The sequence below is a fragment of the Variovorax sp. P1_H12_2 genome (assembly GCF_056405335.1).
The window spans coordinates 1-18440 of sequence record NZ_JBFUCI010000080.1 but is presented as its reverse complement, the minus strand read 5'-3'; the positions used below and the strand labels follow the sequence as shown (position 1 = coordinate 18440).

At 67.7% G+C, this 18440-nt stretch carries 14 protein-coding genes; 11 read left to right on the top strand and 3 right to left on the bottom strand.

The annotated features are described in order from the left end of the window. The first annotated feature begins 123 nt into the window (after positions 1-123). The 4 genes from AC1D2K_RS10890 to def all read left to right on the top strand — a co-directional run bounded on the left by AC1D2K_RS10890 (position 124) and on the right by def (position 4301). Positions 124-1218: a cell division protein ZipA C-terminal FtsZ-binding domain-containing protein gene (locus AC1D2K_RS10890; RefSeq protein ID WP_478088771.1), complete on the top strand. Its 1095-nt coding sequence runs from the start codon at positions 124-126 to the stop codon at positions 1216-1218. Positions 1219-1226: 8 nt separating this feature from the next. Further along, positions 1227-3308, top strand: coding sequence for an NAD-dependent DNA ligase LigA (ligA, locus tag AC1D2K_RS10885; protein WP_478088769.1), 2082 nt, complete (start codon positions 1227-1229; stop codon positions 3306-3308). 93 nt (positions 3309-3401) lie between these two features. Further along, positions 3402-3710, top strand: a complete 309-nt coding sequence (locus AC1D2K_RS10880) for a hypothetical protein (protein WP_478088767.1) — start codon at positions 3402-3404, stop codon at positions 3708-3710. 51 nt (positions 3711-3761) lie between these two features. Beyond that, positions 3762-4301, top strand: a complete 540-nt coding sequence (gene def / locus AC1D2K_RS10875) for a peptide deformylase (RefSeq protein ID WP_478088764.1) — start codon at positions 3762-3764, stop codon at positions 4299-4301. A gap of 144 nt (positions 4302-4445) precedes the next feature. Here the strand turns inward: def and AC1D2K_RS10870 are convergent, their stop codons facing one another. Continuing rightward, entirely contained in the window at positions 4446-4850 is a 405-nt protein-coding gene (locus AC1D2K_RS10870) for a DoxX family protein (RefSeq protein WP_478088761.1), read from the bottom strand. 154 nt (positions 4851-5004) lie between these two features. Here AC1D2K_RS10870 and AC1D2K_RS10865 point away from each other — a divergent pair, with 154 nt between their 5' ends. The 3 genes from AC1D2K_RS10865 (at position 5005) to AC1D2K_RS10855 (ending at position 8219) form a co-directional block, all read left to right on the top strand. Next, entirely contained in the window at positions 5005-6036 is a 1032-nt protein-coding gene (locus AC1D2K_RS10865; protein WP_478088759.1) for an amino acid ABC transporter substrate-binding protein, read from the top strand. After that, positions 6033-7040 carry an amino acid ABC transporter permease gene (locus AC1D2K_RS10860; RefSeq protein ID WP_478088757.1) on the top strand — a complete coding sequence of 336 codons (1008 nt, stop codon included), beginning with the start codon at positions 6033-6035 and terminating at the stop codon, positions 7038-7040. Before AC1D2K_RS10865 ends, AC1D2K_RS10860 begins: the two co-directional genes overlap by 4 nt. Before the next feature lie 126 nt (positions 7041-7166). After that, on the top strand, positions 7167-8219 hold the full coding sequence (locus AC1D2K_RS10855) for an amino acid ABC transporter permease (RefSeq protein WP_478088755.1): 1053 nt from the start codon (positions 7167-7169) through the stop codon (positions 8217-8219). A 9-nt stretch (positions 8220-8228) separates the two neighbouring features. On the opposite strand, the gene AC1D2K_RS10850 is transcribed toward AC1D2K_RS10855, so the two are convergent. Together AC1D2K_RS10850 and map are read right to left on the bottom strand one after the other, a co-directional pair. Beyond that, positions 8229-10817 carry a [protein-PII] uridylyltransferase gene (locus tag AC1D2K_RS10850; RefSeq protein ID WP_478088753.1) on the bottom strand — a complete coding sequence of 863 codons (2589 nt, stop codon included), beginning with the start codon at positions 10815-10817 and terminating at the stop codon, positions 8229-8231. 26 nt (positions 10818-10843) lie between these two features. Then, positions 10844-11668 carry a type I methionyl aminopeptidase gene (gene map / locus AC1D2K_RS10845; protein WP_478088751.1) on the bottom strand — a complete coding sequence of 275 codons (825 nt, stop codon included), beginning with the start codon at positions 11666-11668 and terminating at the stop codon, positions 10844-10846. 80 nt (positions 11669-11748) lie between these two features. On the opposite strand from map, the gene purL reads away from it, so the two are divergent. The 4 genes from purL to AC1D2K_RS10825 all read left to right on the top strand — a co-directional run. Continuing rightward, the gene (gene purL / locus AC1D2K_RS10840; RefSeq protein ID WP_478088749.1) at positions 11749-15834 is read left to right on the top strand and encodes a phosphoribosylformylglycinamidine synthase; all 4086 of its coding nucleotides are present in this window, start codon (positions 11749-11751) and stop codon (positions 15832-15834) included. A 420-nt stretch (positions 15835-16254) separates the two neighbouring features. Beyond that, complete coding sequence (locus AC1D2K_RS10835; protein WP_478088747.1) at positions 16255-16785, top strand: fimbrial protein; 531 nt, start codon at positions 16255-16257, stop codon at positions 16783-16785. A gap of 59 nt (positions 16786-16844) precedes the next feature. Next, positions 16845-17585 (top strand): fimbrial biogenesis chaperone, encoded by a 741-nt coding sequence (locus AC1D2K_RS10830; RefSeq protein ID WP_478088745.1) that lies wholly within the window; start codon positions 16845-16847, stop codon positions 17583-17585. Between the two features lie 115 nt (positions 17586-17700). After that, on the top strand, positions 17701-18440 hold a 740-nt coding region (locus AC1D2K_RS10825), incomplete at its 3' end, for a FimD/PapC N-terminal domain-containing protein (RefSeq protein WP_478088743.1).

Sequence of the window (18440 nt, the reverse complement as noted above, 5' to 3'; positions counted from 1 at the left end):
GCCTTGGGGCGGCCCGGCGCCGGCCTGGGTGACCCCCACGCTCCTCACTTCGTGTGTCGCTGCCCCCCGAGGGGGCCGCAGCCGCCTTGGGGCGGCCCGGCGGCGTCTGAGCCGGTGCGGTCCATGAGCAATCTCACCGTCGCCCTCGCCATCCTCGGCGGACTGGTTCTCGCCACCGTGGTCGGCTACAACACCTGGATGTCGCGCCGCAACGCGCCGCGCCAGCCCGACGCGCCGGACAGCGGGCCGGCCGAGGCCGAAGCCGCGCCCAAGGGCGAACTCGAACCGGTGCTGCACATCGACCCGCACCAGGTGTCCGGCAACGAACGGCACGAGCCGCTGTTCGACCCCGACCTGCCGGCGCCGGCGGCGCTCGCCACGCCATCGGCCGATCGGCGCGGCGGCCTCGATCCGCTGATCGACGTCATCGCCCCGGTGTCGCTCGACGGGCTGGCGTCCGGCGATGCCGCGATCGCGGCCATGCCGTCCACCCGGCGCGCGGGCAGCAAGCCGGTGGCGGTCGAGGGCCTGAATGAATTCACCGGCGAATGGGAGCCGGCGGTCGCCGGCCAGCGCTATGGCGCCTTCCAGGTCGGCGTGCAAATGGCCAACCGCACCGGCGCGCTCAACGAGATCGAATACTCCGAGTTCGTCGTCAAGGCCCAGGCCTTCGCCGATGCGCTCAACGGTGCGCCCGAGTTCCCGGAAATGCTCGACGAAGTGGCGCGGGCGCGCGAACTCGACCAGTTCGCGAGTTCGCACGATGCCCAGCTGAGCTTCGTGCTGCGCGCGCGCCACGCGGCCTGGAGCCCTGGCTACGTGCAGCAGAACGCCTCGCGCCTCGGCTTCGTGGCCGGCATGATCCCTGGCCGCATGGTGCTGCCCGCAGGTGAGCAGGGGCTGCCCGCCATCCTGGGCCTGTCTTTCGACACCCAGGCCGCGCTGGCCGACGACCCGGCCCAATCGGCGATCCGCGAGCTGACCCTGAGCCTGGACGTGCCGCAGGTCGACCGCGGCGAGCGGCCCTTCGGGCGCATGCGCGAGGCGGCCGCAGCGCTGGCGCGCGAAATGGACGGCGTGGTCACCGACAGCGACGGCCAGGCGCTGCGCGAGGAGACCATGGACGTGATCGGCGTCGACCTCGAACAGCTCTACGACACGCTCGATTCGCGCGACCTGTCGGCCGGCTCGCCCCTGGCGCGCCGATTGTTCAGCTAGGACCCCGCATGACCACACGCCAGGACGCGGCCCGCGAAGCTGCGGCGTTGAGCGAGCAGCTGCGCCGGCACGCCCATCTCTACTACGTGCTCGACGAGCCCGAGCTGCCGGACGCCGAGTACGACCGGCTGTTCCAGCGCCTGCAGGCGCTCGAAACCGAGTTCCCGGAGCTGCGCACGCCCGATTCGCCGACCCAGCGCGTCGGCGGCAAGGCGCTCGATGGCTTCGTCAAGGTGCGCCACCAGGTGCCGATGCTCTCGATCCGCACCGAGACCGACATCAGCGCCGAGGGCGCCACGCTGTTCGACGCCCGGATCCGCAAGGAGCTTGGCCTGGGCGACACCGATCCGCCGGTGGACTACACGGCCGAACTCAAGTTCGACGGGCTGGCGATCAATCTGCGCTACGTGGATGGCCTGCTGGTCCAGGCGGCGACCCGGGGCGACGGCGAGGTGGGCGAGGACGTGACCCACAACGTGCGGCTGGTCCGCGACGTGCCCGTCCAGCTCCCCGGCGATGCGCCGCCTGTTCTCGAGGTTCGCGGCGAGGTCTACATGCGGCGCAAGGATTTCGAACAGCTCAACGAAACGCAAAGGCGCCGGATCGAGAAGGGGATCAAGGGCGAGAAGACCTTCGTCAATCCGCGCAACGCGGCAGCCGGTGCGATCCGCCAGCTCGACCCCTCCATCGCGCGGCGGCGGCCGTTGAGCTTCTTCACCTACGGCCTGGGCGAAGTCACGCCGGCGGAGCAGGGCGGGCCGCGATTCGACAGCCAGATGCAAACCCTGTTGACGCTCAAGTCCTGGGGTTTCCCCGTGGCGGAGCAGACCCGGACCTGCGCAGGCGGCGACGCGCTGGCCCGCTTCCATCGCGAGATCGGTGCTTTGCGCGACAGCTTGCCCTACGAGATCGACGGCGTGGTCTACAAGGTCGACAGCATGGAGCTGCAGCGGCGGCTTGGCTTCGTCTCGCGCGAGCCGCGCTGGGCGGTGGCCCACAAGTACCCGGCGCAGGAACAGCTCACCGAGGTGCTGGCCATCGAGGTGCAGGTCGGGCGCACCGGCAAGCTGACGCCGGTGGCCAAGCTGGCGCCGGTGTTCGTCGGCGGCGTCACCGTGACCAATGCCACGCTGCACAACGAGGACGAAACCCGGCGCAAGGACGTGCGCGTGGGCGACACCGTGATCGTGCGCCGCGCCGGCGACGTGATCCCCGAGGTGGTCGGCGTGCTGCCCGAGAGCGCAGCCCGGCCCGAGGCCGAGCGCGGCCCGGTGTTCACGATGCCGCTCCGCTGCCCGGTCTGCGGCTCCGACGCGCTGCGGGAGGAGGGCGAGGTCGACTACCGCTGCACCGGCGGCCTGTTCTGCGCGGCGCAGCGCAAGGAGGCGATCCTGCATTTCGCGGCCCGGCGCGCGCTCGACATCGAAGGGCTGGGCGACAAGCTGGTCGAGCAACTCGTGGACGCCGACCTGATCCGCACGCTGCCCGACCTCTACAAGCTCGGCTTCACGACCCTGGCCGGGCTGGACCGCATGGCCGACAAATCGGCGAACAACATCGTCGAAGCGCTCGAGGCATCGAAGAAGACCACGCTGCCGCGCTTCCTGTTCGGCCTCGGCATCCGCCATGTCGGCGAGAGCACGGCCAAGGACCTGGCGAAGCACTTCGGCAAGCTCGACGCAATCATGGATGCCAGCGAAGAGCAGCTGCTGGAGGTCAACGACGTCGGCCCGGTGGTCGCGACCAGCCTGCGGACCTTCTTCGACCAGCCGCACAACCGCGAGGTGGTCGAGCAATTGCGCGCCTGCGGCGTGCACTGGGAGGAAAGCGAGCCCGCTGCCCGCGCCCCGAAGCCGTTGGCGGGAAGAACCTTCGTCATCACAGGGACTCTTCCTACGTTGAGCCGCGATGAAGCGAAGGACAAACTGGAAGAAGCCGGCGCCAAGGTTGCCGGTTCGGTGAGCAAGAAGACCGACTACGTGGTGGCGGGCGCCGAGGCCGGCAGCAAGCTCGACAAGGCGCGCGACCTGGGTGTGGCCGTGATCGACGAAGCTCGGATGCTCGAGATCCTCGCGCAGGGTCTTTCCTGAGTTTTTCGGGCTTGTCCGGTCAACAACCGGCGCGTGCCGGCCGTTGAACGGACAGGATGACCTCAGGAGGTCCGGATGAAGCGAATTCGTTCCGTGTTAGCCGCCGTCGCGCTCGGTGGCGCCGCCTTGCTGGGCGGCTGCGTGGCGCCGGGGCCGTACTACGCGGCGTCTTACCCTTACTACGGCGAGGCGAGCCCTGTCGTCGTGTCGCCGTCGCTCTATGTCAACGGCTACTACGGATGGGGCGGTTACGGTTACTACGGCTGGCCGGGGTACTACCGCGGCTACTACGGGCGCCCGGCGTACTACGGCGGCTACTATGGCCGTTCCGGCTTCTACGGACGGCCCGGCTACTATGGTGGGCGCCCGGGCTACTACGGACGGGGCCGGGGCCCCGGCTAGCGGAGGCTGGAGATCGCGCTGTGCGAGCGCGGTCACCACGATAATCCCGAGATGGCCATCCGCGAAATCCTCAAGATGGGCGATCCCCGGCTGCTGCGCATCGCGCAGCCGGTGGCCGCCTTCGACACCGACGAACTCCACCTGCTGGTGCGCGACATGTTCGAGACCATGCACGCAGTCGACGGCGCGGGCCTCGCGGCGCCGCAGATCGGGGTCGACCTGCAGCTCGTGATCTTCGGCACCGACACCGTCAATCCGCGCTACCCCGATGCCCCCATCGTGCCGCGCACCGTGCTCCTCAACCCGGTCGTCACCCCGATCGGCGAGGAGGAAGAAGAGGGCTGGGAAGGCTGTCTCTCGGTGCCGGGCCTGCGCGGCGTGGTGCCGCGCTTCGCCAGCATCCGCTACACCGGCTTCGACCCCTACGGCGACCCGATCGACCGCACCGTGAGCGGCTTCCACGCCCGCGTGGTACAGCACGAGGTCGACCACCTGCTGGGCAAGCTCTATCCGATGCGGGTGCGCGACTTCTCGCGCTTCGGCTTCACGGAGGTCCTGTTTCCAGGCCTCGATGCGGGCGCGGACGACTGATCAAACTCGCCCCCAGGTTGGGCTCATTTCGTGTAGCCCGCCCACCCCCTACCGGGGGCAACACCAGCGGCCCGGCAAAGCCGGTTCCGCGGTGTTTCAACAACGGGCCTGGCTGCGCCGGCCGGCATTTTTGGAGAACTGCGGTCAGTTGAGCTTGCCGCTGCTGCCGCCGAGGCTGAAGCGACCGGCACCCAGGAAGGCGACCGCCAGTGCGCTGAACAGGAAGATTCCTTGCAGCTCCAGCGCCCAGCCGCCGGTCTTGCCGATCACCCCCAGGTCCTTGAGGTGAACGAGCCAGATCGCGACCAGCATGTTGATGACCGTGATCCAGGCAGCCGGACGCGTGTAGACGCCGACGATCAGCAGCACCGGCGCGACGATCTCTCCGATGAAGACGAGGTAGGCCAGGGCGCTCGGCAGGCCGTGCGATTCGAGGGTGCCGGCAATGAAGCCGACACCCGAACTGAGCTTGGAGATGCCGTGCAGCAGGATCAGGATGCCAAGCGCCAATCGCAGGATGAGCTTGCCGGTGTCGTCGGAACGGATCATGAGAAGACCTTTCTGTTGTGAAAAACAGGCGCGATTGTGGTCGATAAGAACGACTTTTCGCTGAATATGCTTGGCTTGTCGCGTTCTTTGGCAGACCCCGGCCTCGCCCCGTAAACTGCCCGCTGCCGCATTTCGAACAAAAGAGGTTTCCCCAATGATCCAACGCATTCGTCCGGCGCTTGCTTGTGCTGCCGCTGTCATGACCCTTGTCGCCGCACCGGCCTTCGCCGGCAAGACGCTCGACGCCGTCAAGCAGCGCGGCACCGTCAAGTGCGGCGTGACCAACGGTGTCGCCGGCTTCTCGGCGCCCGACACCCAGGGCAACTGGTCGGGCCTCGACGTCGACACCTGCCGTGCCATTGCGGCCGCGGTGCTCGGCGACGGCAAGAAGGTGGAGTTCGTGCCGCTCAATTCGCAGCAGCGCTTCTCGGCACTGCAGGCCGGCGAGATCGACATCCTGGCGCGCAACACCACCTGGACGATGACCCGCGACGCCTCGCTCGGCTTCCACTTCACGACCATCACCTACTACGACGGCCAGGGCTTCCTGGTGCCGAAGAAGATCAAGGTCACCAGCGCCAAGCAGCTCAAGAACGCCACCATCTGCACCCAGTCGGGCACCACCAACGAGAAGAACGTCGCCGACTGGTTCAAGGCCCAGGGCATTCCGGTCAAGACGGTCGTGTTCGAGAGCTTCGAGGCCTCGTTCAAGGCCTTCTTCGCCGGCCGCTGCCAGGCCTTCACGACCGACACCTCGGCGCTCGCGGGCCTGCGCAACAAGGAAGCGCCGAACCCCGACGACTACGTGATCCTGCCCGAGCTGATCTCCAAGGAGCCGCTGGCGCCGCTGGTGCGCCGCGGCGACGACGAATGGTTCGCGATCGCCAAGTGGGTGCCCAACGCACTGATCGAGGCCGAGGAGTCCGGCATCACGCAAGCCAACATCGACGAACTCAAGGCGAGCAGCAAGGACCCGGCGCAGCAGCGCCTGGTCGGCAGCGGCGACGACCTCGGCAAGCTGCTGGGCCTCGACAAGGACTGGTCCTACCGGGCCATCAAGGCGGTGGGCAACTACGGCGAGGTCTTCGAGCGCAATGTCGGCCCGAAGTCGGTGCTCAAGCTGCCGCGCGGCTCCAACAACCTGTGGAACAAGGGCGGGCTGATGTACGGATTGCCGGTGCGATGAGCAGTGCACGGCCGCCCGAGCGGCGCCGTGCCGTCTGGTTCGCCTGGGCCCTGCAGGCCCTGCTGATCGCGGCGATCGCGCTCGGCGTCTTCTGGCTGGTCCAGCATGCGCTGGAGGTGCTGCGCAGCCGCGGCGTGCATTCGGGCTTCGATTTCCTGCTGCAGCCGGCGGGCTTCGAGATCTCCGAAGGCTGGCTCGATTTCGATGCCGGCCAGCCCTTCTGGCGTGCTTTCCTGGCCGGGCTGATCAACACCGTGCGGGCCGCCATTCCGGCCGCGGTCATGGCGGTCGCGCTCGGCACGCTGCTCGGCATCGGCCGGCTCGCACCGCACGTGCTGGTGCGCGGCCTGTGCGGCGTCTACGTGGAGACGATCCGCAACGTGCCGCTGCTGGTGCAGCTGCTGATGCTCYATTTCGCGCTCACGCAACTGTTGCCCGATTCGACCGAACCGCTCGAATTGCTGCCCGATGTCTGGCTCAGCAAGGGAGGGCTCTCGCTGCCCTGGCCGGTGCGGGAGGAGGGCGCATTCTGGCCCAGCCACCTCGAATGGCCCGAGCGCGGCAGCTTCAACGTCAGCGGCGGCGCGGCATTGAGCCCGGAATACCTCGCGGTGGTGATCGCGCTCGCGCTCTATACCGCTGCCTTCGTCGCCGAGATCGTGCGCGCCGGCATCGTCTCCGTGTCGCAGGGCCAGAAGCTGGCGGCCCAGGCGCTCGGTCTTTCGCCATGGCAGCAGCTGCGCATCGTGGTGCTGCCGCAGGCGCTGCGCGTGATCGTCCCGGCGCTCACCAACCAGCTGCTGAGCCTGACCAAGAACTCCTCGCTGGCGGTGGCGGTGGGCTATCCGGAGCTGGTGTCGATCGCCAACACCTCGCTGAACTCGACCGGCCGCGCCTTCGAGTGCATTGCCGTGATCATGGCGGTGTACCTTGGGCTCTCGCTCGTGATCTCGTGGGCCATGAACCGCTACAACGCGCGCGTCGCGCTGAGGGGCTGGCGATGAGCGCCGCGCCGGGCCGCCCCAAGCAAGCTCGCACCGCAGTGCGAAGCACGGAGGTTGCCTGATGAGCGCCGCGCCGGGCCGCCCCAAGCAAGCTCGCACCGCAGTGCGAAGCACGGAGGTTGCCTGATGAGCGGGGCGACGCGGCCGCCGACCGAGTGGCGCAAGGAGCTGTGGGGGTCGCCGCTGCGCGCGTCCTTCACCCTGGGGCTGTCACTGCTGTTCGTCTGGGCAGGTTTCCACGCCCTGGACTGGGCCGTCCTGCATGCCGTGTTTCATCCGGATGCGCAGGCCTGCCGCGCCGTGCGGCACGGCGCCTGCTGGGGCGTGATCGCCGAGAAGTGGCGGCCCATCSTGTTCGGCCGCTAYCCCTACGARGACCAGTGGMGGCCSGCGGTCGCKGTCACGSTGCTKTCSCYGACSACGMTGYTGAGCGCCTGGCCGCGCASCTGGCGSTGGTGGCTGCTGCCRCTGTGGSTCGTGTCGCTGGGCGCGTTCGTGCTCCTGATGCGCGGTGGCGTCTTCGGGCTCGAGGGCGTGCCGACCCATCGCTGGGGCGGCCTGCCGCTGACCATCGGGCTGGCGGTGGTCGGGCTCGCGCTGGCCTTCCCGCTGGCGCTGGCGCTGGCGCTCGGCCGGCGTTCGCAGTGGCCGGTGGTGCGTACGCTCTGTGCCACCTACATCGAGCTGGTGCGCGGCGTGCCGCTGATCTCCGTGCTCTTCATGGCCTCCTTCCTGCTGCCGCTGCTGTGGCCCGCCGGCTGGCAGCCCGACGTGCTGGTGCGGGTGCTGGCCGGGCTGTCGCTGTTCGTCGCCGCCTACCTGGCCGAGATCATCCGCGGCGGCCTGCAGGCGGTGCCGCACGGCCAGATCGACGCCGCGATGGCGCTGGGATTCGGCCGCTGGCCGGTGCAGCGCGACATCGTGCTGCCGCAGGCGCTGCGGCTGGTGGTGCCGGCGCTGACCAACAGCGTGGTCGGGACCTTGAAGGACACCTCGCTGGTCACCGTGGTCGGGCTGTTCGAGCTGACCGGCGCGCTCGGCCTGGCGCTGGGCGGCGACCCGACCTGGCGGCCGTTCTACCTCGAGGGCTATCTCTTCATCGCGCTGGTGTACTGGCTGCTGTGCTTCGGGCTGGCGCGCTACAGCGCCTGGCTGGAGCGACGGTTGAGCGCGGGCTAGGCTGGCGATTCAGGCCGCCAGGGCTTCCAGCAGTTCGGTCTCGATCGCCAGCTGCGCTCGCTGCCCCTGCAGCTCGGGCCCGCTGATCAGGAAGGTGTCTTCGATGCGCTCGCCGAGCGTCGTGACCTTGGCCAGCTGCAGGTTCAGGTGGTGGCGCGCCAGCACCCGCGCGATCGAATAGAGCAGGCCCGTCCGGTCGCTGGCCGAAATGCTGAGCAGCCAGCGCTGCGCCTTTTCGTCGGGCAGGAGGCTGATGCGCGGCTTGATCGGGAAGCTGCGCACCCGGCGCGACACCCGGCCCTTGCTCGGCGGCGGCAGCGGGCCGGCCTCGCTGAGCGTCTTGGCCAGGCCGGTCTCGACCATGTTGATCAGGTCGCGGTAGTGCTCGGGGATGAAGGTGGTCACGACCTGGAAGGTATCGAGCGCGAAGCCGTTGCTCGCGGTGTGCACCTTGGCGTCCAGGATGCTGAAGGACGACTGGTCGAAGTAGCCGCAGATGCGCACGAACAGGTCGGGCTGGTCGGGCGTGTAGACCACCACCTGCAACCCTTCGCCGACCGGCGACAGCCGGACGCGCACGATCGGCAGCGCGCGCGGATCGAGCGGCACGCCCGCGTGCGGCACATGGCGGGAGAGCTGCTTGGCATGCCAGGCGATCTCCGAGGCGTCGTGGCGCATGAAGTAGCCGACGTCGAGCGTCTCCCACAGGGACTTGTGGGATTCGAAAGGCTCGGCATGCAGCGCGAGCTGCACCAGCGCCTCGCGCTTGCGCGCCTCGATTTCGGCGCCGGGATCGGGCATGCGGCCGCCCAGGGCGCGCAGGGTCAGGCGATAGAGGTCCTCGAGCAGCTTGCCCTTCCAGGCGTTCCAGACCCGCGGCGAAGTGCCGCGGATGTCGGCGATCGTGAGCAGGTACAGCGCTGTCAGGTAGCGTTCGTTGCCCACGCGCCTGGCGAAGGCGCCGATCACCTCGGGGTCGCTCAGGTCCTGCTTCTGCGCGACCTGGCTCATGACCAGATGCCCCGCGACCAGGAACTCGATCAGCTTGGCATCCTCGCGCGGGATCTCGTGCTGGCGGCAGAAGCGCCGCACGTCGCGCGCGCCCAGCGTCGAATGGTCGCCGCCGCGGCCCTTGGCGATGTCGTGGAACAGCGCCGCGATATAGAGGATCCAGGGCTTGTCCCAGCCGGCCGCGAGCTGCGAGCAGAACGGGTATTCGTGGGCATGCTCGGCGATGAAGAAACGCCGCACGTTGCGCAGCACCATCAGGATGTGCTGGTCGACCGTGTAGACGTGGAACAGGTCGTGCTGCATCTGCCCGACGATGCTGCGGAAGACCCGCAGGTAGCGCCCCAGCACCGAGGTCTGGTTCATGAGCCGCAGCGCATGCGTGATGCCGCGCGGCTCCAGCAGCATGCGCATGAAGGTCGCATGGTTGACCGGGTCGTTGCGGAACTTGCTGTCCATCACGTGGCGCGCGTTGTAGAGCGCGCGCAGGGTGCGTGCCGACAGGCCGTTGACGCCGATGGTCTTCTGGTAGAGCAGGAAGGTCTCGAGGATCGCGTGCGGATCCTTCAGGTAGAGATCGTCGCTCGCGACCTCGATCAGGCCGGCCTTCTCGAAGAAACGCTCGTTGATCGGCGTCGGCTGCTCGGCCTGCGGCTGCAGCTTCTCGGCGACGTTGAGCAGCAGGATCTGGTTGAGCTGCGTGACCGCCTTGGCGGCCCAGTAGTAGCGCCGCATCAGGGCCTCGCTGGCCAAGCGCCGTGACTCGCCGACATAGCCGAACGTGGCGGCCACGGCGGTCTGCAGGTCGAACACCAGGCGGTCCTCGCGACGATTGGCCGTGACGTGCAGGCGCGCGCGGATCAGGCTCAGCAAGGCCTCGTTGCGCTTGATCTGCTGGATCTCGAAGGCCGTTGCGAGGCCATTTTTCGCGAGATCGTCCCAGCGGTTGCCGAAGCCCGCGGCCTTGGTCATCCAGAGGATGATCTGGAGGTCGCGCAGGCCGCCCGGCGATTCCTTGCAGTTCGGTTCGAGCGCGTAGGGCGTGTTGTCGAACTTCTGGTGCCGGTGCCGCATCTCCTGCGACTTGGCGGTGAAGAAGGCCTGCGGGTCGATCGCCGCGAGGAAGTTCTTGCGGAAGGCCGTGTAGAGCTTCTTGTCGCCGATCACCAGCCGCGATTCGAGCAGCGAGGTCTGGACCGTCACGTCCTTGGCGGACTCGGCCAGGCATTCGGAGACCGTGCGCACGCTGGAGCCGATCTCCAGGCCGGCATCCCAGCATCGGCCGATGAAGGCCTCGATGCGCGCCGGCTCGATGTCCGTCCCATGGTCCTCGGGCAGCAGCAGCAGCACGTCGACGTCGGAATACGGAAACAGCTCGCCGCGGCCGAAGCCGCCGACCGCGACCAGGGCCAGCTGGTTGCCGAACCGGGCGTCGTCCCACAGGGCGGTCAGGGTCTCGTCGGCCAGCGCGGCGAGCTGGCGCAGCACGGTGTGGACGCTGCGCGTCGGCGCCCGCGCGCTGCGCAGCTGGTCGAACAGCGCCAGCTTGTGCGTGCGATAGGCATCGCGCAATGATGGAATATCCACCATGGGAGCCTCGAGCAGGCGGCGTCCCCTCAAGCGGGGGCGTCGACGAAGGCCGGTGTCGGCGGGCTGCCGGCGGAGAGCGTCAGCACCTCGTAGCCGGTCTCGGTGACCAGCACCGTGTGCTCCCACTGCGCCGACAGCGAGTGGTCGCGCGTGACGATGGTCCAGCCGTCGTACTGGCCGCCCTTGGCGTCTTCCTTGATCTCGCGCTTGCCGGCGTTGATCATCGGCTCGATCGTGAAGGTCATGCCGGGCTTGAGCTCCTCGAGCGTGCCGGGCCGGCCGTAGTGGAGCACCTGCGGCTCTTCGTGGAAGCCGCGGCCGATGCCGTGGCCGCAGAACTCGCGCACCACCGAGAAACCGTTGCTCTCGGCGAAGCGCTGGATCGCGAAACCGATGTCGCCCAGGTGGACGCCGGGCCTGACCTTGACGATGCCGTGCCACATGGCGTCATAGGTGAAGGCGCACAGGCGCTTGGCCGCGATCGAGGCGTCGCCGACCACGAACATCCGGCTGGTGTCGCCGTGCCAGCCGTCCTTGATGACCGTGATGTCGCAATTGATGATGTCGCCCTTCTTGAGCGGCTTGTCGTTCGGGATGCCGTGGCAGACCACGTGGTTGACCGAGGTGCAGATCGACTTGGGGTAGGGCGTGCTGCTGGCGCCCATGTAGTTCAGCGGCGCGGGGATGGCACCCTGGACCTGCGTGATGTAGTCGTGGGCCAGCTTGTCGATCTGGTTGGTGGTCACGCCGGGAAGGATGTGGGGGGTCAGGTAATCCAGCACCTCGGAGGCGAGACGGCACGCCACGCGCATGCCGGCAACGCCTTCGGCGTCTTTGTAGGTAATGCTCATGGCCGGAATTATCCCATTGAGGCCGCTAAAATTCAGGGTTAGCGCGGATGGCCCCAGTCAGCGGCCTCCGCCTCATTCTCATGAATCCCAACGCGGCCCCTGCGGCCGACCCGAACGTGACGCTGCCCGTGAACCCGCCTTCCCATCGTGCTGTCCATGCCGCCCCCGTGGTGAGCTTCTTCGAGGGCGGCAGCGCCCTCAGCGATTTCCGGGCCCGGCAGCTTCTGCCCCGGCTGCAGGCGGTCGACCCCCGCATCGAGGGCCTGAGCGCCCGCTTCGTGCATCTGGTGGTCACCGACCACGCCCTCGACACGGCCGAGCAGGAGCGTTACGCGGCGCTGCTGGGCTACGGCGAGCCATTCACCGCACCGGCCAAGTCCGGGCCGACGGTGATCGTCACGCCGCGGCTGGGCACCGTCTCGCCCTGGGCCTCCAAGGCCACCGACATCGCCCACAACTGCGGCCTGGCGCTGCGCCGGGTCGAGCGCGTGACCGAATACCACCTGGTGCTCAAGGCGCCCTTGCTGGACAAGGCCCTGGGCAAGGCCCCCACCTTGGAAGGCGACAAGCTGGCCGCGGTGGCCGAGCTGCTGCACGACCGCATGACCGAATCGGTGCTGGCCCGGATCGACCAGGCGGCCGACCTGTTTGCCGAACTGCCGCCGCAGCCAATGGCCCAGGTGGACGTGCTGGGCGGCGGGCGCTCCGCGCTGGTCGATGCCAACAAGAGCTTCGGCCTGGCCCTGGCCGAGGACGAGATCGACTACCTGGTCGAGGCCTTCATCCGGCTCGGGCGCAACCCGAGCGATGTCGAGCTCATGATGTTCGCGCAGGCCAACAGCGAGCACTGCCGCCACAAGATCTTCAACGCCGACTTCGTGATCGACGGCGTGGCGCAGCCGCAGAGCCTGTTCTCCATGATCCGGAACACCGAGCGCCAGAACCCGCAGCACACGGTGATCGCCTATGCCGACAACGCCTCGGTGATGGAGGGCACGCAGATCGAGCGCTTCGTGGCGGCTTCCGAATCGGGGAGCTACCGGAAGCAGGATGCGCTGAGCCACGTGCTCATGAAGGTCGAGACCCACAACCATCCGACCGCGATCTCCCCGTTTCCGGGCGCCTCGACCGGCGCCGGCGGCGAGATCCGCGACGAGGGCGCCACCGGCCGCGGCTCCAAGCCCAAGGCCGGCCTGACCGGCTTCACGGTCTCGACGCTGTGGCCCGCCGACGGCAGCTACGGCAAGCCCGGCCATATCGCGAGCCCGCTGCAGATCATGACCGAGGGCCCGCTGGGCGGCGCCGCCTTCAACAACGAGTTCGGCCGGCCCAACCTGCTGGGCTACTTCCGCGAATACGAACAGGCGGTCGAAAGCGACCAGGGCACGGTGCAGCGCGGCTACCACAAGCCGATCATGATCGCCGGCGGCCTCGGCAGCATCGATGCCGGCCAGACGAAGAAGATCCGCTTTCCGGCCGGCGCGCTGCTGATCCAGCTCGGCGGACCGGGCATGCGCATCGGCATGGGCGGCAGCGCCGCGAGCTCGATGGCGACCGGCGCCAACGCGGCCGAGCTCGACTTCGACTCGGTCCAGCGCGGCAACCCCGAGATCGAGCGCCGGGCGCAGGAAGTCATCAACCACTGCTGGCAGCAGGGCGATGCCAATCCGATCCTGGCGATCCACGACGTCGGTGCCGGCGGCCTGAGCAACGCCTTCCCCGAGCTCACGAACGACGCCGGCCGCGGCGCGCGCTTCGACCTGCGGGCGGTGCCGCTCGAGGAGTCGGGCATGGCGCCGAAGGAGATCTGGTGCAACGAGAGCCAGGAGCGTTATGTGCTGGCGATCGCGCCGGAGTCGCTCGCGCAGTTCCAGGCCTTCTGCGAGCGCGAGCGCTGCCCGTTCTCCGTCGTCGGCGTGGCGACCGAAGAGCGCCAGTTGCTGGTGGCCGATGAAGACGTCGAGGCGCAGCCGGTCGACATGCCGATGGACGTGCTGCTGGGCAAGCCGCCCAAGATGCTGCGCGACGTCAAGACCGTGGCCCGCCGCTTCAAGCCGCTGGACCTCAACGGCGTCGACCTGCAGAAGGCCGCGATCGAGGTGCTCTCGCACCCGACCGTGGCGTCCAAGCGCTTCCTGATCACGATCGGCGACCGCACCGTGGGGGGCTTGAGCCACCGCGACCAGATGGTCGGCCCCTGGCAGGTGCCGGTGGCCGACTGCGCCGTCACGCTGGCCGACTACAAGGGCTTCGCGGGCGAGGCGATGAGCATGGGCGAGCGCACGCCGCTGGCCGCGATCGACGCGCCGGCCTCGGGCCGCATGGCCGTGGGCGAGGCCATCACCAACCTTCTGGCGGCGCCGATCGAGCTGTCGCGCGTCAAGCTGTCGGCCAACTGGATGGCCGCCTGCGGCGAACCCGGCGAGGATGCGGCGCTGTACGAGACCGTGAAGGCCGTGGGGCTTGAACTGTGCCCGGCGCTGGGCATTTCGATCCCGGTCGGCAAGGATTCCCTGTCGATGCGCACCCAGTGGCAGGACGAGGGCGTGCCGAAGAAGGTGACGTCGCCCGTGAGCCTGATCGTGACCGCCTTCGCCACGCTGGCCGACGTGCGCGGCACCCTGACGCCGCAGCTCGACGCCGAAGAGCCCGACAGCACGCTGGTGCTGGTCGACCTCGGCCGCGGCAAGCTGCGCATGGCCGGCAGCATCCTGGCGCAGACGCTGGGGCAGAGCGGCGACACGGTGCCCGACCTCGACGACCCGCAGGACCTGGTTCGACTGGTCGCTGCGGTGAACGCCCTGCGCGCCGAAGGCAGGATCCTCGCGCTGCACGACCGCAGCGACGGCGGCCTGTTCGCCGCCGCCTGCGAGATGGCCTTTGCCGGCCACGTGGGCGTCGCGCTCAACGTCGACCTGCTGGTCACCGAAGGCGACGGCATCAGCGACAGCCGCGCCGAATACGGCGACGCCAAGAACTGGGCCGGCCAGGTCAGCGCCCGGCGCGAGGAACTTACGCTCAAGGCGCTCTTCAACGAAGAGCTGGGCCTTCTGCTGCAGGTGCGCACCGCCGAGCGCAACGAGGTCATGCAGACCTTGCGCGCGCATGGCCTGAGCGCCCACAGCCATTTCGTCGGCAAGACCCGTCCGGCCAGCTCGACCGTCGACGCCGGGAAGGGCAAGGTCGAAATCTGGCGCGACGCCAAGGCCGTCTTCAGCGCCCAACTCGCCGACCTGCACCAGGTCTGGGATTCGGTCAGCTGGAAGATCTGCCGCGAGCGCGACAACCCCGATTGCGCCGATGCCGAACATGCGGCGGCCGGCGACCGCCAAGACCCGGGCGCCCACGTGCTGCTGGCGCCCGGCGTAACCGACGACGTCGCCGCGCCGTTCCTGAACCTCGCCCGGCCCAGGGTCGCGATCCTGCGCGAGCAGGGCGTCAACTCGCATGTCGAGATGGCCTACGCCTTCACCGAGGCCGGCTTCGAGGCCTTCGACGTCCACATGACCGACCTGCAGACCGGCAGGGCGGATCTGGCCGACTTCAAGGGCGTGGTCGCCTGCGGCGGCTTCAGCTACGGCGACACGCTGGGCGCCGGCATCGGCTGGGCCCGCAGCATCACCTTCAATCCGAGGCTGGCCGAGCAGTTCAAGGGCTTCTTCGGCCGCGCCGACACCTTCGGCCTGGGCGTCTGCAACGGCTGCCAGATGTTCGCCGAGCTGGCCGACATCATCCCGGGCGCCGAAGCCTGGCCGCGCTTCACGACCAACCAGAGCGAGCGTTTCGTGGCCCGCCTGTCGATGGTCGAGGTGCTTGAATCTCCCAGCCTGTTCTTCGCCGGCATGGCCGGCAGCCGGCTGCCGATCGCGGTGGCGCACGGCGAGGGCTACGCCAACTTCAAGCATCGCGGCGACCCGGCCCGCGCGATCGCCGCGATGCGCTTCGTCGACAACCACGGCCAGGCGACCGAGCGCTATCCGTTCAATCCGAACGGCAGCGCCGGCGGCCTGACGTCGGTGACCACCGCCGATGGCCGTTTCACGGCGCTGATGCCGCACCCTGAGCGGGTGTTCCGCAACATCCAGATGAGCTGGACCTCGGGCGATGCGAGCGAGCTCAGCCCATGGATGCGGATCTGGCGCAACGCGCGCAAGTGGGTGGGCTGAGTCCCTCGCTGCGCGTCTGCTCCCGCGGCGCGGGAGTCCCGGTAGACCGATAGCCAGCCCCGCGGCCCGCGGGTCGGCGTGCGCGCCTTCAACCCCAAGCAACCGTTTTTTCGTCGGACCGCGAGGTCCGGCGTGTTCAGCCGCGCCTGCAGGCTCGCGCGGGTGATTGGCTGCGCCTGTTCTTGGCGGAGTTTCAGAACTTTCTCATTTTAATTGATTTGAATTCTTATTAATATAAACCTGTTTTCAAATTGATCAATGCAATTAACAAAGCGCTGCGATTCGAGTTGAAATTGAGAAAAGTCTGCAATTCAACGATTGTTCGGAATGCGTGGATTTTTCCCTGGTAATAAATTGATGGCAATTCGACAATAGAGTCATCAAAGAAATCAACCAATTTACATTGACAAGGTATTAAGCATGAACAAGTCCATCCTTTTCGTCGCCCTCGCAGCAGTTCCCTTTTTCTCGTTCGCGCAAAGCGCCAATACGATCACTTTCCGTGGCGAAGTCGCCGCGCAGACCTGCTCGGTCGCGGTGAATGGCAACGCCAGCAGCCCGGTCGTGCTGCTGCCCACGGTCAGCAAAACGGACTTGGCGCAAAGCGGCGCGACGGCCGGCCTGACCGAATTCACGGTTTCGGTCAGCGGCTGTGAAGCCAGCGCGACGCCGACGGCTGTCAACACGGTGTTCCTGCCCAACAGCGTCACCGCCGGCGGCAACATCGCCAATACCGGGACCGCCACCAAGGTGAGCCTGCAATTGCTGGATCCGAAGACGCCCGCGACGGGGTTCCCCCTGGCCGGCGGCTATGCAGCACCGGGCCTGGAAGTGGCCACCAACGGCACGTCCGCATCGCACAACTTCGCGGTGCGTTACATCTCGGAAGCCGGCGGTGCCACCGCGGGTTCGGTGGTCGGCGCCGTCCAGTATTCGGTTGCCTACCCGTAAATAACCCTGGCATGATTGTGGTCTCAGTCAGCGCATGACTGGCCAACGAGGAGGAATCGATGTTGAAGAGCGTGCGGTGTCTGTGGTTGTTCCTGGCCGTTCTCGGCTGTGCGATTCCCTCGCTCGCGAGCGTCGTCATGACCGGCACCCGGGTGATCTACCCGGGTGGCGCCAAGGAGCGCAGCATCCAGTTCACCAACCAGGACGATGCGCCCAGCGTGGTCCAGATCTGGATCGACAGCGGCAATGCCGACTCGACGCCCGAGACCGCGGATGCACCTTTCGTGGTCACGCCGCCGGTCTTTCGCATCGAGCCCAAGTCCGGACAGACCGCCCGCCTCATCTTCACCGGCAAGGATTTGCCGCAGGACCGCGAATCGGTCTTCTTCATCAACACGGTGCAGATTCCGGCAATGAATGCGGCCGACGCGGAGCGCAACAAGATGCTGTTGCTGCTGCGCAACCGGGTCAAGCTTTTTTATCGTCCGACCGGAATTGCCGGAGACCCCGAACGCGCCACCGACAAGCTGCGCTTCAGCGTGGAGCGCGATGGCGCGGAATGGAAGATCACCGCCACCAATGACTCGGCCTTTCATCTCTCGCTGACCGACGCGAGGATCACCGGGGCGGGAGAGGACATCGTCCTCGCACCCGACATGATTGCGCCGAAGGCCACCTTCGACTGGCGCATCAAGAGCAACGCCAACCTGGCATCGGCGGGTCGCAGCATCAGTTTCAAATCTGTCAACGACTACGGCGGCGAAAACAAAGGCGAGCTGCCTTTGGCCGCTCGTCGATAGACTTCAAAAAAGAAAGAAATGAGGGTTTCGATCGGTGGATGCTGCAAGGCAAGCGCAAGCGTGTTTCTTCGAAGGCCGGGTGCGACGTGTGCACAGGCCGACAAAGCTCTCCGCAGTGGTCATCGGCATTGCTCTTTTCTCGGCCCGCCTGCAGGCCGCTCCGGCCGATGAGGCGCCGACCTATCAATTCGACAGCGGATTCCTGATGGGGTCCTCGCTCGGGGCCGGTGGTCTCGAGCGCTTCAACAAGGCCAGCGCCATCGATCCGGGCGTCTACCAGGTCGACGTTTTCGTCAATGGCGCCTTTCGCAGCCGGAAGGCCGTCGAGTTCCGCGCCGTCGGCAAGGAGGTCGTTCCCTGCCTGGAAACCTCGTTCCTGGTCGGCGCTGGCGTGCTCGCCAGCAACATTTCGTCCGCCGGTGTCGAGCCGGGTGCTGCCCAGGACGCTTCCGGTGCCGTCTGTCTGCCGCTCGGCCAGCGCATCGCCGGCGCGCGCGCGGCCTTCGACCTGCCGCGCCTGCGGCTGGACCTGTCGATCCCGCAAGCGCTGATGAAGCGTGCGGTGCGTGGCGCGGTCGACAAGGCCGACCTCGACCCGGGCGTCCCCGTGGGCTTCCTCAATTACGACACCAATTACTTTCGCGCCAGCAATGCCGGCAGTACCAGTGAATCCACGTACCTCGGCATGAATTTCGGTGCCAACGCGGGGATGTGGCGCTTCCGCCAGCAGTCGAGCTACAACTACCAGAACGGGCCGGGCTATGGCGGGGGCCACTGGAACTCGATCCGGGCCTACGCGCAGCGCGCCTTGCCTTCGCTCGACAGCGAACTCACCATCGGCCAGAGCTATACTAC